The sequence below is a fragment of the Limnothrix sp. PR1529 genome (genome assembly GCF_002742025.1).
Classification (GTDB): domain Bacteria; phylum Cyanobacteriota; class Cyanobacteriia; order CACIAM-69d; family CACIAM-69d; genus CACIAM-69d.
The window spans coordinates 1-16,342 of the sequence record NZ_LIRO01000037.1 but is presented as its reverse complement, the minus strand read 5'-3'; the positions used below and the strand labels follow the sequence as shown (position 1 = coordinate 16,342).

Genomic DNA, 16,342 nt, shown 5'->3' with positions numbered 1-16,342 from the left:
CCCCTTGCTGCTTAGCGATCAGGTGACGGTAACAGCCATGTAATTTAACCCAGCGAATTAAGGCAGCCACGCCACTAGGGCCAACCGCGCCCGAGCCTAAACAAAGCGCCCAGTGAAGATCTTGAACTACAGGGCGATCGCTCCGGTAATGGCCTCAGTGCTGGCCAGTTTCACCAGCCGATCGCCCTGATCCTCGCGGCCCAGAACGGGGAAATCGGCCCAAGCTAAGCCGCCCGATCGACCCGTGTTGGTGCTGATCCACCACAGGCCGTGATCGGCCACCGGAGCCATGGCCGCCAGCCGATCACCCCGCGCCAGGGTCAGAAAATTGCTGCCCGCTTCGCCCAATTCATTCAGGCGCAGGCGATCCACCCGTAGTTGCTTGCCATAGCCCCGCTCGGTGATCAGGGCCAAGGTTTGCCCCGGGCTTAAGGTGCAACAGCCCAACAACCGTTCCGATCGGCTCACCTTCGTGGCCAAGGCTCCTTGGGTGTTGCGGTTGCTGACCGGTAGGGTCACCGCGTCCAGGGGCACAATCATGCCTCGGCCCATGGAAGTGGCCACCACCAGCCGATCGCCCTCGGATCCCAAGGCGGCGGCCACCAACTGATCGCCCTCCTTCAGCTTCAGGGCCACCAGGCCCCGCCCGGTAATTCGCTCAAATTCCCCCAGGGCCAAGCGCTTCACCCGCCCTTGCTGAGTGAGCACAATCAAATCCTGGGGCGGATTGGGGCGATCGGCAAAGTCCAAGGACAACACGGCCACAATTTCCCGGGCCAGGGCCGCCACCGAATCATCCGCACTTTGCAGGGCGGTCGATCGGGCCGATTCCGGCAGGAGGGTGACCAGGGGCAATCCTCGGGGCGCTTTTTTGCTAATGGGGGGAATGTCGCCCACCCGTAGGCTATAGGCCTTGCCCGATCGGGTGAGCACTAACAATTCCCGATCGGTTTGCGTATTAAAGGTCTGTACGGCGGCCTCGTCCCGTTCCGTCAGCTCGCCCGGCGTGGGTTCGCTGCGCCGTCGCTTGGGCGGAACCCGCCGTACATAACCCCGATCGCTCAGTTCCACGATCGCCGGTTCTGGAGCCGTGGGAGCCGCCACCGTTGGCGATTCCGTGGTCGCCTGCACCGTCGCTTCATCCAAAATTCGGGTGCGGCGCGGATCGGCAAATTTCTTTTTGAACGATCGCAGGTCTTTTTTCAGGAATTTCAGCCGTTCTTGTCGATCGTCCAACAAATTCGACAGCTCTGCTAGGCGCGATCGCAGGGTTTCCCGTTCCTCCAACAGCTTTTGGCGCTCCAGTCCCGTCAGTCGCCGCATGGGCATTCCCAACACCGCCTGGGCCTGGGAATCGCTCATGCCCAGCCGCACGGCCAACTGTGCCTGGGCGGTGGTTCCGTCCGGGGCAAACCGCAAAATCTCGATCGTTTCATCCAAATGGTCCAGGGCCAGCACTAACCCTTCCACCAACTCCAATCGATCGGCCACCTGCTCGCGATCGGCCGTCAATTGCTTGGTCAGGGTTTCTTCCCGGAACGCCAAAAAGACTTGGAGGGCCTGCTTCAGGCTCAACTGCTGGGGCTGGCGATCGACAATGGCCAGCAGAATCATGCCAAAGGTGGACTGCAAATCCGTTTGGCGATAAAGCTGCTTCAAAACCGCCGCCGGTTCCGCCTCCCGCTTCAGTTCAATGACAACCCGAATTCCGTCGCGATCGCTCTCATCCCGCAAGTCGCTGATGCCCGTCAGCTTGCCCAGGTTCACCAACTCGGCCATTTTTTCTAGCCAACTGGCCTTGTTGGTTTGGTAGGGCAGCTCCGTCACCACGATCGCCGTCCGTTTTTGGCGACCCCGCCCGCCGGGAATTTCCTCCACATGGGTCACCCCCCGCAGGACAATGCTGCCCTTGCCGGTGCGGTAGGCATCCTCAATGCCCTTGGTGCCGATAATTTCGCCCCCGGTGGGGAAGTCGGGGCCCGGAATCAGTTTCCACAGTTGCGCATCGGTTAAGTCCGGGCGATCGATCAGCGCCACCAACCCATCCACTAACTCGCCCAGGTGGTGCGGGGGAATATTGGTGGCCATGCCCACGGCAATGCCCGAACAGCCATTCAGCAACAGCAGGGGCAACTGCACCGGCAACACCACCGGTTCCTGTTGGGAACTGTCGAAATTGGGCGCAAAGTTAACGGTGGCCTCGCTCAGGTTTGCCAGGGCTGAAACCTGGGCAATTTCCGCCAATCGGGTTTCCGTATAGCGCATGGCGGCCGGTGGATCGTCATCGATCGAGCCAAAATTGCCATGGCCCTGCAATAGGGGATAGCGCATGGAAAAGCTCTGCACCATCCGCACCAGCGCGTCATAAACCGCCTTGTCTCCGTGGGGGTGATATTTCCCCAACACATCCCCCACCACCCGGGCACATTTGCGAAAGGGGCGATCGGGCGTTAACCCCAACTCATGCATCGCGTACAAAATCCGCCGATGCACCGGCTTGAGGCCATCCCGCGCATCCGGCAGGGCCCGGCCGACGATCGTACTCATGGCGTATTCCAAATACGATCGCTGCATTTCCCCATGCAGCGAAGTCGGAATGATTTGCCCAGAGCCAAGAAGGTTGAGTTGCGCGGTCATCAGGCGAGTCCAGTCCAAAAAACGGCCAAGGGGTGAGCGAAATTAAAAATCGCAAGAAAGACGAGGATTAATCAGCAGTTGCTTGCACGGAAAGAGCAATGAGGCATAGCATAACAACTAGACAGCCTCGCGTTTGGCGCAACTTGCTCGATGAAAACGGTTTTGATCGTTGAAGACGACCCAATTAATGCACGCGTCTTCTCCAAAATTTTGACCAAGCGGGGCGGCCTGGCCGTGCAGCACACAGAAGATGTGGAAGAGGTCGTGAAGATTGCCCGGGCGGGCGAAGCGGACATCATCTTGATGGACGTTTCCTTGGCCCACAGCACCTATGAGGGCAAATCGGTTGATGGCATTAAAATCACCCAAATGTTGAAGGGGGATCCGGCCACGGCCAAGCTGCCCATCATTTTGGTGACGGCCCACGCCATGGAAGGCGATCGGGAAAATTTCCTGTCCGAAAGTGGCGCGGATGACTACATTTCCAAGCCCGTGGTCGATCACCAAGCCTTTGTGGACAAAATCGTCAGCCTGCTGCCCACGGACGCGTAGGGCGGGCGATCGACGGCTGGAGAGATCGTTCACGGGTCGCCAATTGCTGTTTGGGCCATCTTCCGTTGGGAGGGTGGCCCATTGCCTGATCGGCCCCTAGGCTTGATTGCCCGTGGCTTCTAGGGATTCGAGGATGTTCAAAATTTCCAGAGCGGCGGCGTAGGTATCGTTCAAAATCCGTTCGTCCTCTTCGGGATCATCGGTCAAGTCATCCAAAATGAGCCGCAGGGCCCCAATAATTTCGCTGAGGCGCGATCGCACCTGATAGGAAATTTGGGCAAAGGTTTCATAGCGATCCATGCCCCCACCTCCCGAGTCGCTGTAGAACGATCGCTGAACTTGCAGCGCGTCTTCAAACAACTCCATGGTGCTCAACATCCGAATGGCCGATCGATAGGATTCGCGCAGGAGTTCTTGGCGTTCCTCGTTGCTGTCCACCAGGTCATCCACCAGCAATTGCAGGGAGCCGACGGTGATGTTGAGCCGGGTGCGAATTTCGTAGGAGGTGCGGTTGAAGGTTTCGCTGGCGGTGGCCATCGGTTGCTGCACCCGGGCATTGCCAAACTGCATGGTGTAGAGCTTGGCGTAGGCTCCGCCCTTGGCCAGCAGTTCCGCATGGTTGCCCACTTCCACCACGCGCCCCTTGTCCAGGACAGCGATTTGGTGGGCCCGCTGCACGGTTGAGAGGCGGTGGGCAATGGCGATCACGGTGCGATCGCGGCTGAGGGTTTCGATCGCCTCCTGCACCAACCGCTCAGACACCGTATCCAGGGCGCTGGTGGCCTCATCCAAAATCAGAACTGGGGGATTTTGCAGCAAGGCCCGGGCGATCGCCAGCCGCTGCCGTTGCCCCCCCGACAACATCACACCCCGATCGCCAATGGTGGTTTCCAAGCCGCGCGGCATTCGCTCAATAAATTCCATAGCGTTGGCCAATTTGGCGGCGGCAATCACCTCCTCATCGGTGGCCGTGGGCATGGGGTAGGCGATGTTATTGCGGATGGTGTCGTTAAACAAAAAGGTTTCCTGGCTGACAATGCCCAAGGATCGCCGGAGCGATCGCACGTCAAAGCTGCGTAAGTCTTGACCATCGATGAGGATCCGCCCCGCCGTGGGATCGGCAAACCGAGGCACTAGCTCCACGAGGGTTGATTTCCCGGCTCCGGAGCTGCCCACCAGGGCCAATGTTGTGCCCCGGGGCAAGGTGAGGGTGATGTCTTGGAGTGTCAGCTCGCTGCTGCCTTCGTAGGCAAAGCTGAGATTTTCAAACCGAATATCCTGGTGCAGTCCCGTGAAGGGGGTGGAACCATTGGCCAAAAAGGTCTTGTTGCTCGATCGCAAAAAGTCTTCCACCACATCCACACTGGCGGCCGTGTTGGCCAACTGGCCCCGCAACCGGTTGAGCTGGGCCACCAGGGGTAGCAGCCGAAACAGCAGCGTCAGATAGGTTAGCAGCACCGTGGATAGGGCGCTGAGCTGATCCGCAAACAACCAACGACTGATGCCCACGATCGCCATTAGCATCACCACGCTCACCACTTCCGTGACCGGGGCGATCGCGATCGAGTTGGCCTGGGATTTAAACTCCGCGGCCTCCCGGGCCTTGGTTAGCCGCAGCATTCGATCGAACTCCCGCGCCTCCATGGCAGCCGATCGCACCAACCGCATCCCGCCCAAAATCTCCAGCAGGGCCACGGAATAGTCCTTGGAGGTTTGGGACACGTCCTTCCCCAGTTGGCGGGACTGGTTGACATAAAGCTGATTAATCCACACCACCCCCGCAAACAACACCGTGGCCACCACCGTCAGTTGCCAAGACAGCAGCAACAACAGCCCCACCATCACCAGGATCGAGACCACGGTGGCCACCAATTGCAGCAAATTGGCCACCGTGGCCGAAACCCGCCCAATTTCATTCCCCAGGCGGTTGTTGATGTCGCCCACACGGGTGCGAGCAAAGTAGCTGAGATTCACATCCAGCAGCAACTGAATGGCGTTCATTCGCAGGTCAGCCGCCAGCGATCGCTGCAAAATTCCGACGGCCAAGGCGCTGAGGTAGGTGGCCAGGTTTTTGAGGGCGATCGTGCCCACCACCGCCACGGCCATGGCGATCGGTTGGTAGGCCAAGGGCAGTCCCTCAAAGGGCGAAAAAAGTTTGCGCAAAATGGGCGGCCCGCCGGACAGCACCATCTCCTGGCCCAAAAAGCGCAGCACCACTGGCACAATCAGCGCCGTGCTTACCCCGTTGAACAGGGCCCCCGAGAAGCCCATGATCATCGTCCAAGCGGCTTGTCGGGGATAGCGCCGAATCAGTTGCCAAAGGAATTTGCGTCGGGCCATTGGATCACAAGAAAAAAGGAACGGGGTCTACCCAAAACAGGCAGCGGTGGCTAAAAACCAGCCAAGAACCCATCAGGCAAAACCTGATGCAACGTCCTGATGCGATCGCCCCGGGGATCTGGAGAAATGCGCATCTGAATTTTAGGCCGGGCATTGGCCCGATGGGGGGCGACCGCCACCGCTTCTTGGCCACCGGCCCGCAGCAGCCCCGCCTCGCTGCCCTAACACCGATCGAGAATTTGGTGCAGACCCGTGGCCATCGCTTCCAGGCTGTAGTGTTCAATGCAGCGCTGTCGGGCCCGCCGCCCGATCGCCCCCGATTGTTCCGGATCATCCAACACCTGGCGAATGGCTTGGGCCAGTTGGGGGGGCTGGCTGGGTTCCACCAACAGCCCCGTATCTCCCAGCAATTGCGGAATATCACCCACGCGGGTGGCAATGACCGGCTTGCCCATGGCCATGCCATCCGTCAGCTTCAGGGGAAATTGGGCGCGGGTTTCCGGGGTGTCCCGTTGGGGAACCACCACCGCATGGGCCGCCGCCACCACCCCTGGCATTTCCGAGGCGGGTTGTTTGGGTAAATAGATCAGCCATCGGCCCCAGCGGGCCTGTAGTTGCTGGTCATAGTCATCGTAGGGACTGCCCCCCACGATCACCAGTCGAATTTGTGGATCGTTGAGCTGATCTAAGGCCTCAAGCAAGTCTTCAACGCCCTTGTAGGGGCGGGTGGCTCCTGGAAACATCAAAATTTTGTAGTCTTGCCAGCCTTGGCGCGATCGAGCGGCGACGGGATCGAATCGATCGGGATCAAACAGGGCCGTGTCCTTGCCGCTGGGAATCAAAACCCCACCAAACCGTTGCTGCAACGCCAAGGTATTCACCGTAATTGCCGTGGCGTGGCTGGCCCAAGGCTCGATCGCCTGGAGATAGAGGGGATGATCAGGCCGGCGCAGTTCCCCATCTTTGCCCAACAAGTCGCGCAGAAATTTGCGCGGCCGCAGCCGATAGCGATAGTGATCGCCCCCGTGCCAGCTCAATTCCCAATCATCAATATCCACAATCACCGGCCGCCGATGGGTGATCGCCTTCAGCAGCCCCAAGCCGTAGCTGCTGGGCTTCAGCTTTTGGGCATAGATAATGTCGCCGGTAATTTGGGGCCAAAGCCGGGCGATCGAGCGAAAGTAGCCGGGATAGGGGCAACCCGGCACGGTCACCACCTGCCAGTGGGGCGGAGCGGGCAACGTTCCCAACTCCCCAAACACCGACCCCACGATCTGGATTCGATAACCCAGGCGATCGAGCGCTTGGGCCAACAAAAACGTGCGCACCGCGCCGCCCCAACGGCCGACCCCCTTGGTGGACAGATCGCTCACCAGAATGGTGACTTGGCGCGGTTGGGCCGAGGGTTGAGACTTGGAAAAAACAGACATCAGCGGCACAGCAGCAAAAGGGCGAGGAACCACCGCAGATCAGCCAACTTGCCAATCTGCTCAAGGGTTCTGACGGTCTAGATCGTTCGGCCAGGCCAAATTTATGGCCAGACCAGCCTATGGATGCACAATTCGCACCCGCCCCAACTTCACCAGGTCAAAGAGCCTGGACACTTGCCGCCGCTGATCGTCAGTCATCTTAAAATCACTGAGAAGGCAGTTGGCCAGGCTCAGGTAATCTTGCCGGGGAATCGCCTCGACTCCATCTAAGCGATCGAGAATTGGCTGAAGGTCGAATTCTGTCGCTTTCGTCGCCATTGACGCTGATGTCGAAGAGGTCGCAAGGCCGATCCGCCGCGATTTTCGCCGCTTGCGCGCTCTTCGCGCGGTGGGGGGTCTGTTGTTAATTCTATTTCGCACCCCAATGTACGTCGAACGCATTCCGGCTCTGTTGGACAACTATATCTTTTTGTTAGTCGATCGCGCTCGTCAAGAGGCCGCCGTGGTGGATCCGGCGGAAGCACAACCGGTGCTCGATCGGCTGGCAGCCCTCAATTGCCACCTCACCACAATTTTTAACACCCATCACCACCGTGATCATGTGGGGGGCACACCGGCCCTCTTGCAGGCCTTTCCCGAGCTGGTGGTCTATGGGGGCGCGCGCGATCGGGGGCGAATTCCCGCGCAACAGGTGTTTTTGGCAGGGGGCGAAACAATTCCCTTTGCCGATCGCACCGCTCAAGTGTTCTTTGTGCCCGGCCACACCCGCGCCCATGTGGCCTATTACTTCGCTCCCGCCAACGGCCCCGACAGCGACGGTTGGGGCGATTTATTTTCCGGGGATGTGATTTTTGGGGCCGGCTGCGGTCGCCTCTCTGAGGGCACACCGGCCGAAATGCTCCAGTCAATCGATCAACTGCGCCAACTGCCAGACAGCACCCGGATTTGGTGTGCCCATGAATACACCTTGGGCAACCTGGAATTTGCCCAAACCATCGAACCCCAAAACCATGCGCTGCAACAACGCCTCCAGGAAACTCGCCTCGCGCGATCGCGCCAGCAACCCACCGTTCCCCTCAGCCTGGGCCAAGAAAAACAAACCAACCCTTTTCTGCGTTGGGATAGTCCTGCCGTCCAAGCAGCCATGGCCACAGATGATCCCGTTCGTACCTTTACCCGTCTGCGGGGCAAAAAAGATCTTTGGTAGCGAGATCAAGATGTCGGCAAGAGGTCGCCTCCTAAGGCCTTCTCCATCGAAAACCCAGTCCGCTCCTTTGATCATCCAAGGGGCATGAAAATTGGTAACCCCTGAGGCAATTTAACCTAGGCATCAACCCAAACGACCATTGCTATCAATGGCGCAAGTGGTTTGGGGATGGGCAATTGAGCCATCATTTCGATCACTAAGGGGGCTGAACGATTTCCTAACAACGCTCCTGGAAAAGGCAGATTGACGATGAAGTTTAAATCTGCGTAGTTTCGGCTACAAATAGTCCAAAAAATCCTTGCTAGGCTACAGGGTAATTCTCGAATCTGCTGCCGCATTGGGCAACAACGAGTTGAATCAAGCCTGTGGCTCCTATTAGCATTCAGATTATTGAGACGAATCCACACCTACGCTCGTTGTTGGGGTGGCACTTACAACAACTGGGCTACGTGGTTTGTCCGTCAGCAACGCTTCAGCAAGCACGGGACGTGGCCCAGGCCCAACGGCCAATGTTGGTTGTGCTGGATCCCGATTTGCCCGATGGGGATGGTTTGGAATTCTGTGCCTGGTTGCAACGGGTTCAGCAGCCGATGGTGCTGATGATTTCGGCGCGATCGGGCGAGGCGGATGCGGTGGCGGCCCTGCGGGCAGGGGCCGATGATTATCTGCGCAAGCCTTTTGGGATGCAGGAGTTTTTGGCGCGGGTGCAGGCGTTGGTGCGTCGGGGTCGATCGCGATCGGCTCCGGCCCTGCTGGACTGTGGCGTGTTGCGGATTGATCTAATTCAGCGGCGGGTTTGGCTGTTTGAACGGGCGATCGAGCTGACTCCCCAGGAATTTAGCCTGCTCTATGCCCTGGCCCAGGCGGGCGGCGTGCCCCTCAGTCGGGCGGAAATTTTGCAGCGGGCTTGGCCTGAGTCGATCGACAATCCACGCACGGTCGATACCCATGTGCTGTCCCTGCGTAAAAAGCTGGAGGCCGATCCCCGCCAACCCAGCACCATCCAAACAGTCCGCAATGTGGGCTATCGCCTCAATTTGGAGCGCTTGGAACTGCACCGGGAACCCACCAATGGCCACGGCCCGCCGCCAAATCCGGTGGGGGGTGGGCCGGCTGGTTCCGGTGGCGGGGCCTTGTCCCGATCGATGTTGTCCGTGTCTTCGGGCTAGGGGCGATCGCGTTAGGATCCTGACAAATCAATTGGATCGAGCCAGCCCGATCATCGCGCATGTTTCCCATTGGCGACGACAATCCCACCCGCCGCACAGCCTATGTGACCTACGGGCTAATTGGGGTCAACCTGCTCGTATTCCTCTATGAAGTCAGCCTCAGCCCCTTGCAATTACGGGCGTTGTTTGAGGTGTGGGCCGTCGTGCCCTTAGAGCTGACCGCACAGTTCAACGGCTATCCAGTCACCATCCCTGGAACCAACTTGCCCGAAACCCTAACCTTGCTCACCTCCCAGTTTTTGCATGGGGGCTGGGCCCACTTGGGCGGAAACATGCTGTTCCTGTGGATCTTTGGCAACAATGTTGAAGATCGATTGGGATCCGTGAAATACCTATTGTTTTACCTGGCTTCTGGAGCCATTGCAGGGCTTTGCCAGTGGTTTTTTGCGCCGCTATCTGCTGTCCCTTCATTAGGTGCTAGCGGTGCGATCGCGGGAGTCATGGGAGCCTATATCCTGCGCTATCCCCGGGCGAGCATTTTAACCCTCGTGCCCCTAGGATTTGTGCTCATCCCCTTACGAATTGCGGCTTTTTGGTACTTGGGTATTTGGTTTTTGCAACAGGCCCTTTATGGGCTGGGATCGCTCCAGCAGCCCATGAATATCGGCTTGAGTGGGGGTGGAATTGCCTATTGGGCCCATGCGGGCGGCTTCGTGGCCGGGGCCGTTCTGGGGCCATTGTTGGGGCTATTCAAGGACGATGATTAAGCAAAAATTTCAGACCGAGAATGTTTGTTGATGAGATTCGCTAACGGGATTCGCTGATGGGAACTGAGCAGACTATCCCAGTTCCCATGGTTGGGTTTGGATGAAACCCCGATCGCCCATCCGAGCCGAACTTCGAGCCGAACTTCGAGCCAAGTTCTCCGTCAAGCCTAGAGTTCCAGCACGGCCAAGGTGATATCGGCGGCCCGTTGGATTTGGAAACCCAGTTTTTCGCACAGATGGCGCATGGGGGCGTTGTTGGGCAAAATTTCGCCCCGCAGTCGATCGATCTTTTCGTCGCGGGCAATGGCAACCAACCGCTGCAAAAGTTCCGTGCCTAGCCCCTGATTTTGGTAGCGATCGCGAATGAGCATGGCAAACTCCGCTTCATTGGAGCCATGTAGCTTGCTAATGCGGCTGACTCCCAAAATTTCCCGTTCTTCACTGGAATCGCGCCCCTCCGCCACCAGGGCCATTTCCCGATCGTAGTCAATGAAGCAAATTCGTGACAGGCGCTCGTGGCTAATCCGCTGGCTCAGTTTCAGGGCGTGGAAATAGCGCAGATAAACCGTTTGTTCCGACAAACTCTCGTGGAAACGCACCAAAGGCGGTTCATCCTCCGGGCGAATGGGGCGAATATTGACCGTTGTGCCGTCGCGCAGGGTCCAGGGAGTCGCGTATTGAATCGGATAAGGGCGGATGGCCGGCCGGGGCAACGTTGCCGGATCCATGGGCGGGTGCAACACAACCCTCGCATCCAGGGCAATCAGCGAACTGGTGGTTCCGGTGGCCACGGCCTGGCCAGCTTCGCGGGCGAGGAGGGGATTGATGTCAATTTCCTTAATCCAGGGCTGTTCCACCACCAGTTGGCTGAAACGCACCAGGAGTTGCTCCAGGGCGGCCAAGTCCACGGGGGCCCGGCCGCGTACCCCTTGCAGGGCTTTGTAAATGCGGGTTTGTTCCATCATCCGCCGAGCCAGAGTGGTGTTGAGCGGGGGCAGGCCCAAGGCGCGATCGCGGAACACCTCCACCAACTGACCGCCCAACCCAAACAGCAACACGGGGCCAAATTGTGGATCCACACTACTGCCCAGAATTAGCTCATAGCCATCTAACTTGAGCATGGGTTGCACGGTGACCCCCAAAAAGTCCGCTGTGAGGACGCGCCGTTGGGGATCTGCATCCCCTTCTTCGGTGTAGCTGCTGGTTTGTGGGGACTTGTGACGGTTGGCGATCGCCACGCCGGCCACGATCGCCAGGTAAGCCCAGCGCACCTCATTGGCATTTTGCAAATTCAGCCGCACACCGCCCACATCGCTCTTGTGGGTGATGGTTTCGGAATAGAGCTTGAGGGCCACGGGATAGCCAATATCGTTGGCAATTTCCACGGCCTCTTCGAGTTTGGTGGCGATGCGGGTTTCCACCACGGGAATTCCATAGGCGGCCAGGATTTGCTTGGCTTCAAATTCCGTGAGTAGATTGCGGCCCACCGCTTGGGCTTGTTGAATGATCCGAGTGACGGCGGCCCGATCGGGTTCAGCGGCAAAACTACCCGCGACCGCATTGGGGGTTTCATACAGTCCCCGCAGGTTGTAGCTGTAGCGCCACATGTAGTTGAACACCCGGGTGGCCGCGTCGGGGTAGGGGAGGGTGAAGATGCCCGCTTGGTTCAAAATGGCCTCGCCAGCGGCCACGGCCGAACCGCCCATCCAACTGGCCAAGATCGGCTTCCCGCAATGGGCATAGGGCCGCAGCCGTTCAGCAATTTGGGTGGGATCGGTCATGGCCTGGGGGGTGAGGATGGTCAGCAGCCCGTCTCCGTTGGGATCGGCGGCGGCGATTTCCAAGGCCTGGGAATAGCGATCGGGGTCGGCATCTCCCAAAATGTCGATCGGGTTGCGGCGGCTCCAACTGGGCGGCAACACTTGGTCTAACCGCTCGATCGTCTCCGGTGACAGCTCGGCCAAGTCGCCCCCGCCGGAAACCACCTCATCGGCCGCCAACACCCCAGGGCCGCCCGCATTGGTCAGCACAATCAACTTGCGCCCCCGGGGGCGGGGTTGTTTGGCCAGCACTTCGGTCATGTCGAACAGGTCTTCGATCGTCTCGACGCGCAACACCCCCGATCTCCGGAAGGCCGCATCCAACACCGCGTCACTACCCGATAGCGATCCCGTGTGGGAGGCGGCCGCCTGGGCCGCCGCTTCCGTGCGTCCCACCTTGATCACCATGATCGGTTTTTGCAGCGCCACTTCTCGCGCCGCCGACAGGAAGGCCCGCGCATCCCCCACCGATTCCATGTAAATGGCGATCGTGTGGGTGCGGGGATCATCGCCCAGGTATTCAATCAGGTCGCCCCAGCCCACATCCAGCATTGACCCGATCGACACAAAGGAACTGAAGCCCACCTGTTCCCGGAAGCTCCAATCCAAAATCGCCGTACACATGGCCCCGCTTTGGCTCAGGAATGCCACATTTCCCGGCCGGGCCATGGCGCTGGCAAAGGTGGCGTTCAAACCGGAAATCGGATTCATCACCCCCAAGCAGTTGGGGCCCACCACCCGCATGTTGTAGCGGCGGGCTTCGGTCAGGAGTCGTTTTTCTAGTTCAATGCCAGCGGGGCCAATTTCCTTGAAGCCCGCAGACAGGACGATCGCCCCGCGTACCCCTGCCTGGCCACAATCGCGAATCAAGTCCGGAACGGTGGCCGCTGGGGTGGCAATCACCGCCAAATCCACGGTTTCGGGCACTTCCGCGATCGAGGGATAGGCCCTGACTCCCAACACGTTTGATCGCTTGGGATTAATGGGAAACACCGTGCCCCCAAAGGGGTTTTGCAACAAATTGGTCAAGAGCGTGCGCCCCACACTCCCTTCACGATCGGTTGCGCCAATCAGCGCCACACTCCGAGGCACAAAAATTGCATCCAAAGGATGGCGATCGGGAGAGACTTCAAGGGCGATGGAAGCAACTGTCATAGCCAGCGACCTACGTGAATGCAATAGGTAAAGAAGACAAAGGGGCAATGCCGGGCCCATGGCCCAATTGTTCAGATCAACGCAACACCGCTCAGGCAGCCCCAAGGTCGCAATTCATCCCGGCCCTAGCGTTCGTTTGGGGTTGACACCATCGCCGCAATCTCAATTGACGGCATTTGCGGGGATGCAGGCCATGGGGCTGGCTGCCGCTCGGAGGTTAGGGAATCTGTCGATCGTGAAGTCTTGATCCGATCTTGACCCGACTTGATGGGGAATTCCCTAAATCGCATACAGTTTTTTCGATTCAGCGTTTTCAATTCCGCGTTATTGATGCAGCACCCTGATGTTGCCTCCTCAATAACATTGGGAACATCAGGAAAGGGGAATTCCAAGAAATCTGAACGAACTTTGAAAAAATCTGACAAGTTTGGTGTCACTCAAGATGCCCATCAATGGGGCCCCGAAGGACGGCGGATATAGCCCAGTAGGGATTGGGGATTCACCCAGCGGGCGCGGGATCCCAGCCGATCGAGCAGGTTAGCCCGCAGCCTTGGGGAACATAAACCAATCAACAGTAATCCCAACAAAGCTTTCACTGCTCCGGGCGATCGCCCAAAGGCCGGATCATGGCCCAAGAGATGCCAACCCAATTGCCAACCGAGCAGCCCTTGGCGATCGGGCGGGTTCAGTCGCAGGGTCACGGCATCCAAGCGCGGGGCCAGATATTTATAGAGCAAATATTTATAGAAATTGCCAAAGGCGATCGGCCCATGAATGGCCAGGTGGGGATGCTGGGCGATGGTTTGCCGCAAACAGGCCAACCCCGATCGCGCAATGCGGGCCACATTTGCCGACTGGGATCCCGCTGCCATCCGATAGAGCACCTGCACCCGGGGTACGCAAACCAGGGGAAACCGGGCCGCCAACCGCAACCACAAATCCCAATCCTCCGAGGGAACCAGGGTGGGATCAAAGGGGGCGATCGGGCGGGGATCGGCGGGATTCGGCCAGCCCACGGCCGCCAGGGCGGATCGGCGGATCAGCGGGTTAGAGCCATTTTCTAAAAAATTGAGCTGTAACAAAGCGGGCAGCAAGGCCCCTTCCAGGCTGACATAGCTGCCTCGGTGGGAAAACGTTGCCCGATCGTCCACGTAGTCCGTCCAGCTATAGGCCAAGGCGGCTTGGGGATTGGCGGCCAAGGCCGCCTTCTGGGCCGCTAATTTGTCCGGAGTCCACCAATCATCCGCATCGAGAAAGGCAATCCATTGGCCCCGTGCTTGGGCTAAGCCTCGGTTCCGGGCGATCGCCTGGCCGCCGTTGGCAAACCGGAATGGCCGCACCCGAGCATCCCGCGCGGCCCAAGCTTGCAAGCAGTCCCAGGTCTGGTCGATCGACCCGTCATCCACCACCACAATTTCAAAATCTGGGTCGGTTTGGGCCAACACAGAGGCGATCGTCTGGGAAAGGGTAGCCGCTGCGTTGTAGGCCGGAATGATCACTGAGATCGCTGGGTTGGGCATTGCTGAATCCGATCTTGTGGCGTTGGGCATTGCTGCTTCGGACATTGGGTTATAACGACAGGTCGCCTCAAAAACAGCAATCGAAAACGGAACTTTCGCGATCGCCGCCTACAATTTTGGCAATGCTGCAAGGGGCCCCACTGCCCTGCCACCCATGAACCGCCGATCGTCCGCCGCTTCCACCCCGATCGCCACCTCCGGGGTCACACCGCAGTTTTCTAGCCAAGATTGGCAACGCTTGAAACGGGTTCGGGCGATCGCCACCCTGATGGACAACGCGATCGAACTGCCGATTGTGCGCTACCGGGTGGGCCTCGATCCCGTGATTGGCCTGCTCCCGATCGGGGGAGACCTGGTGAGTTTTTTGCTGTCGGTTTATCTGGTTTGGGAGTCGGCCCGCCTGGGCACACCGCCCGCCCTGCTCACCCGCATGACTGTGAATATTGCCTTGGAAACCCTGGCCGGCGCGGTTCCGGCCCTCGGGGACTTGGTGGATGTGGCCTGGAAAGCCAATGCCCAAAATTTGCAGTTGCTGGAAGCCCATTTGCACGCACCCGATCGGGGGCCGGGGCGCGTGTCCAAACGGTTTGTGTTGCTGTTGATTGGGGGCCTGCTGCTGCTGACGATCGCCACGGCCAGCCTCAGCCTGTGGTTGCTGCAACTGGCTTGGCGGACTCTCGTTGGTGCATAGGTTTCGGGAATTGGAGCATCGGCCCTAGGTCTGGATGGGTTCGTTGCGGCTAGGGTCGCCCAAAAACGGCTCGATCGGGGGCGGTATTACCACCGGTTGCGGTGGGCCACCCCATTGGGTTTGTAAGTCCGTGAGGAGTTTGTCTTGCTCCGCCCGCAGGCTGTTGACTTTGGTGCTGCGGTTTTGGATCGAAAACCAAACCAAGCCCCGATCGCGCGTGGGCAAAAACCCAGACAGGGCACTGACGTTAAACAAACTGCCGGTTTTGACAGCGGAACCGGTGGGCATTTTGCGCCGGGCAATGGTTCCCCGATCGCGCCCGGCCATGGGCAACAGGGCCGCAACGCCCTCCGGAATGCCCAGCACTTGCAAGCGCCGTTCCAAGGCAATCCCGATCGCGGTGATCGCCCTGGGAGAAAAAGCATTGCCCTGGCCCAAACCGGAGCCATTGAGCGATCTCAATTCCGTTTCTGACAGGCCCGTGAGCGATCGCAACTGTTGCGCCACCTTCACGCCGCCGCCCATCTGGCGGGCCAGGGTTTCGGCCATGAAATTATTGCTGTAGAGGTTCATTTGCTTCAGCAAACTCAGCAACGGCAGCGATCGATGGCGAATCAACAAGCGCCGACCCGCTACGGGCGTGGTCGTGCCCGGTGTGGCGGTGGCGTTGGGCAGTTGGTTGGGCGAAGCCGAGGGCAGGGCATCCAACGCTGGCCGCACCGTTCCCGCAATCACCACCTGGGGCTTGGGTGTGCCGGGGGGCATAGTTCCATGGACACGGGTGAGCAAGGGCGACCAAGCCGCTCCATTGATCCCTTGGCGCAGTAAGGTTCCGCCCAGGGCTGGCCCCGGTGGGTTGGGGTCTTCTGGATCGGGCAAAAAGTTCATCTCAAAGCGCCCTTCAATCACCAGATCGCCGGTTACCCGGTTGATGCCCAATTGCTGGAGCGCATTCCCAAGGGCGATCGCCTCTTCCCAAACAAACATCGGATCGCCACCGCCGCGCACAATCAAGTTGCCCTGGAGGGTTCCTTGGGCGATCGGCCCGTCGGCC

At 59.1% G+C, this 16,342-nt stretch carries 12 protein-coding genes; 5 read left to right on the top strand and 7 right to left on the bottom strand.

What is annotated here, in order from left to right:
- Positions 1-126: 126 nt before the first annotated feature.
- Positions 127-2,637: a DNA topoisomerase (ATP-hydrolyzing) subunit A gene (locus AMR42_RS06195; protein WP_099532623.1), complete on the bottom strand. Its 2,511-nt coding sequence runs from the start codon at positions 2,635-2,637 to the stop codon at positions 127-129.
- Positions 2,638-2,787: 150 nt separating this feature from the next.
- Between AMR42_RS06195 and AMR42_RS06190 the strand changes: the two genes are divergently transcribed.
- Positions 2,788-3,189, top strand: a complete 402-nt coding sequence (locus tag AMR42_RS06190; RefSeq protein WP_099532594.1) for a response regulator — start codon at positions 2,788-2,790, stop codon at positions 3,187-3,189.
- A gap of 96 nt (positions 3,190-3,285) precedes the next feature.
- Here AMR42_RS06190 and AMR42_RS06185 read toward each other — a convergent pair whose 3' ends face one another.
- The 3 genes from AMR42_RS06185 to AMR42_RS06175 all read right to left on the bottom strand — a co-directional run bounded on the left by AMR42_RS06185 (position 3,286) and on the right by AMR42_RS06175 (position 7,277).
- Positions 3,286-5,529, bottom strand: a complete 2,244-nt coding sequence (locus tag AMR42_RS06185; RefSeq protein WP_099532593.1) for an ABC transporter ATP-binding protein — start codon at positions 5,527-5,529, stop codon at positions 3,286-3,288.
- Positions 5,530-5,750: 221 nt separating this feature from the next.
- Positions 5,751-6,959, bottom strand: a complete 1,209-nt coding sequence (locus tag AMR42_RS06180; protein WP_099532622.1) for a glycosyltransferase family 4 protein — start codon at positions 6,957-6,959, stop codon at positions 5,751-5,753.
- 117 nt (positions 6,960-7,076) lie between these two features.
- The gene (locus AMR42_RS06175; RefSeq protein WP_099532592.1) at positions 7,077-7,277 is read right to left on the bottom strand and encodes a hypothetical protein; all 201 of its coding nucleotides are present in this window, start codon (positions 7,275-7,277) and stop codon (positions 7,077-7,079) included.
- Positions 7,278-7,383: 106 nt separating this feature from the next.
- Here AMR42_RS06175 and gloB point away from each other — a divergent pair, with 106 nt between their 5' ends.
- The 3 genes from gloB to AMR42_RS06160 all read left to right on the top strand — a co-directional run bounded on the left by gloB (position 7,384) and on the right by AMR42_RS06160 (position 10,102).
- The gene (gene gloB / locus AMR42_RS06170; protein ID WP_099532621.1) at positions 7,384-8,166 is read left to right on the top strand and encodes a hydroxyacylglutathione hydrolase; all 783 of its coding nucleotides are present in this window, start codon (positions 7,384-7,386) and stop codon (positions 8,164-8,166) included.
- 365 nt (positions 8,167-8,531) lie between these two features.
- Positions 8,532-9,335, top strand: coding sequence for a response regulator transcription factor (locus AMR42_RS06165; protein WP_099532591.1), 804 nt, complete (start codon positions 8,532-8,534; stop codon positions 9,333-9,335).
- A gap of 59 nt (positions 9,336-9,394) precedes the next feature.
- Positions 9,395-10,102: a rhomboid family intramembrane serine protease gene (locus AMR42_RS06160; RefSeq protein WP_099532590.1), complete on the top strand. Its 708-nt coding sequence runs from the start codon at positions 9,395-9,397 to the stop codon at positions 10,100-10,102.
- Positions 10,103-10,269: 167 nt separating this feature from the next.
- Here AMR42_RS06160 and AMR42_RS06155 read toward each other — a convergent pair whose 3' ends face one another.
- Both AMR42_RS06155 and AMR42_RS06150 read right to left on the bottom strand, forming a co-directional pair.
- Complete coding sequence (locus AMR42_RS06155; RefSeq protein WP_099532589.1) at positions 10,270-13,077, bottom strand: bifunctional acetate--CoA ligase family protein/GNAT family N-acetyltransferase; 2,808 nt, start codon at positions 13,075-13,077, stop codon at positions 10,270-10,272.
- 449 nt (positions 13,078-13,526) lie between these two features.
- Positions 13,527-14,597: a glycosyltransferase gene (locus AMR42_RS06150; protein WP_158234380.1), complete on the bottom strand. Its 1,071-nt coding sequence runs from the start codon at positions 14,595-14,597 to the stop codon at positions 13,527-13,529.
- A 154-nt stretch (positions 14,598-14,751) separates the two neighbouring features.
- Here AMR42_RS06150 and AMR42_RS06145 point away from each other — a divergent pair, with 154 nt between their 5' ends.
- Positions 14,752-15,288, top strand: a complete 537-nt coding sequence (locus AMR42_RS06145) for a DUF4112 domain-containing protein (RefSeq protein WP_099532587.1) — start codon at positions 14,752-14,754, stop codon at positions 15,286-15,288.
- A 24-nt stretch (positions 15,289-15,312) separates the two neighbouring features.
- Here AMR42_RS06145 and AMR42_RS06140 read toward each other — a convergent pair.
- Positions 15,313-16,342: D-alanyl-D-alanine carboxypeptidase (locus AMR42_RS06140; RefSeq protein WP_099532586.1), on the bottom strand; the 1,030-nt coding region annotated here is incomplete at its 5' end.

Coding starts and splice junctions, on each gene's coding strand:
- AMR42_RS06195 (WP_099532623.1), bottom strand. CDS start 2,637: ATGACCGCGCAACTCAACCTTCTTGGCTCTGGGCAAATCATTCCGACT.
- AMR42_RS06190 (WP_099532594.1), top strand. CDS start 2,788: ATGAAAACGGTTTTGATCGTTGAAGACGACCCAATTAATGCACGCGTC.
- AMR42_RS06185 (WP_099532593.1), bottom strand. CDS start 5,529: ATGGCCCGACGCAAATTCCTTTGGCAACTGATTCGGCGCTATCCCCGA.
- AMR42_RS06180 (WP_099532622.1), bottom strand. CDS start 6,959: ATGTCTGTTTTTTCCAAGTCTCAACCCTCGGCCCAACCGCGCCAAGTC.
- AMR42_RS06175 (WP_099532592.1), bottom strand. CDS start 7,277: ATGGCGACGAAAGCGACAGAATTCGACCTTCAGCCAATTCTCGATCGC.
- gloB (WP_099532621.1), top strand. CDS start 7,384: ATGTACGTCGAACGCATTCCGGCTCTGTTGGACAACTATATCTTTTTG.
- AMR42_RS06160 (WP_099532590.1), top strand. CDS start 9,395: ATGTTTCCCATTGGCGACGACAATCCCACCCGCCGCACAGCCTATGTG.
- AMR42_RS06155 (WP_099532589.1), bottom strand. CDS start 13,077: ATGACAGTTGCTTCCATCGCCCTTGAAGTCTCTCCCGATCGCCATCCT.
- AMR42_RS06150 (WP_158234380.1), bottom strand. CDS start 14,597: ATGCCCAACCCAGCGATCTCAGTGATCATTCCGGCCTACAACGCAGCG.
- AMR42_RS06145 (WP_099532587.1), top strand. CDS start 14,752: ATGAACCGCCGATCGTCCGCCGCTTCCACCCCGATCGCCACCTCCGGG.